Below are 793 nucleotides of genomic sequence, written 5' to 3' on the forward strand. Positions count from 1 at the left end.
ATCACAAATTTCTTAACGCTTCTCCATTATCTCTCTCCCTAAATCTATTACCTCTTTTGTCTTTACCTCCATTATCGATAAATTATCGAAAAACACAGCCCCCACATCCATACCGTAGCAGCCATTCTCTCTTACTTTTATCTTATTATCCCTGCTTGGAGTATGCCCGTAGTATATCTCTTTACCGGTATTGTTTGCTAGCCAGAAATTACTTCGATCCCACATCAGACATTCAGGGTCTTGCTCTTTTTCATCTATTTCACAATCATATCCAGCATGCACAAATAGATAGCTCTTTGAGCTTATGAGATGAGGCGTACCCTCTATGTACTCACGGATGAATTTTATATCCTCTCTCTCATAGCCTTTCTTTGTTAGCTCAACAAGTACCTTTCTACCTCCATTCTCCCACCATAAATCATAAGGCCAATTCTCATCATAGAAATATCCTTTCAAAAACATATCCTCGTGATTGCCCCTTATATGCTTTATACTATATCCTTCTTTTATCATCTCGGTATATTTTATATATAGCCCTATTGAGTCCTTGCCTCTATCACAGCTATCTCCAAGGATGACTACTAAATCATCCTTTCTTAATGATATCTTTTTTATCATCTCATCGAATAGATGAAGTGAGCCATGTAGATCTCCAAACACAAATATTCTTTTATATCTATCTTCATCGATATATTCCATTCTTAACTTATCGCTCATTATTTGCCCTTAATATATCTCTTATCTTTATCTCTCTATTAGCTATTGTGTCGTTAGCACTTAGTTTCTTATCGGC

Annotated in this window: 1 protein-coding gene; it reads right to left on the reverse strand. The window is 36.1% G+C overall.

All coding sequences use genetic code 11. The features are described 5' to 3' along the window. Positions 1-12: 12 nt before the first annotated feature. Positions 13-717, reverse strand: coding sequence for a metallophosphoesterase (locus tag CDOM16189_RS08010; RefSeq protein ID WP_169974019.1), 705 nt, complete (start codon positions 715-717; stop codon positions 13-15). Between the last annotated feature and the right edge of the window lie 76 nt (positions 718-793).

Source organism: Campylobacter sp. RM16189, from assembly GCF_012978815.1.
Taxonomy (GTDB): Bacteria; Campylobacterota; Campylobacteria; order Campylobacterales; family Campylobacteraceae; genus Campylobacter_A.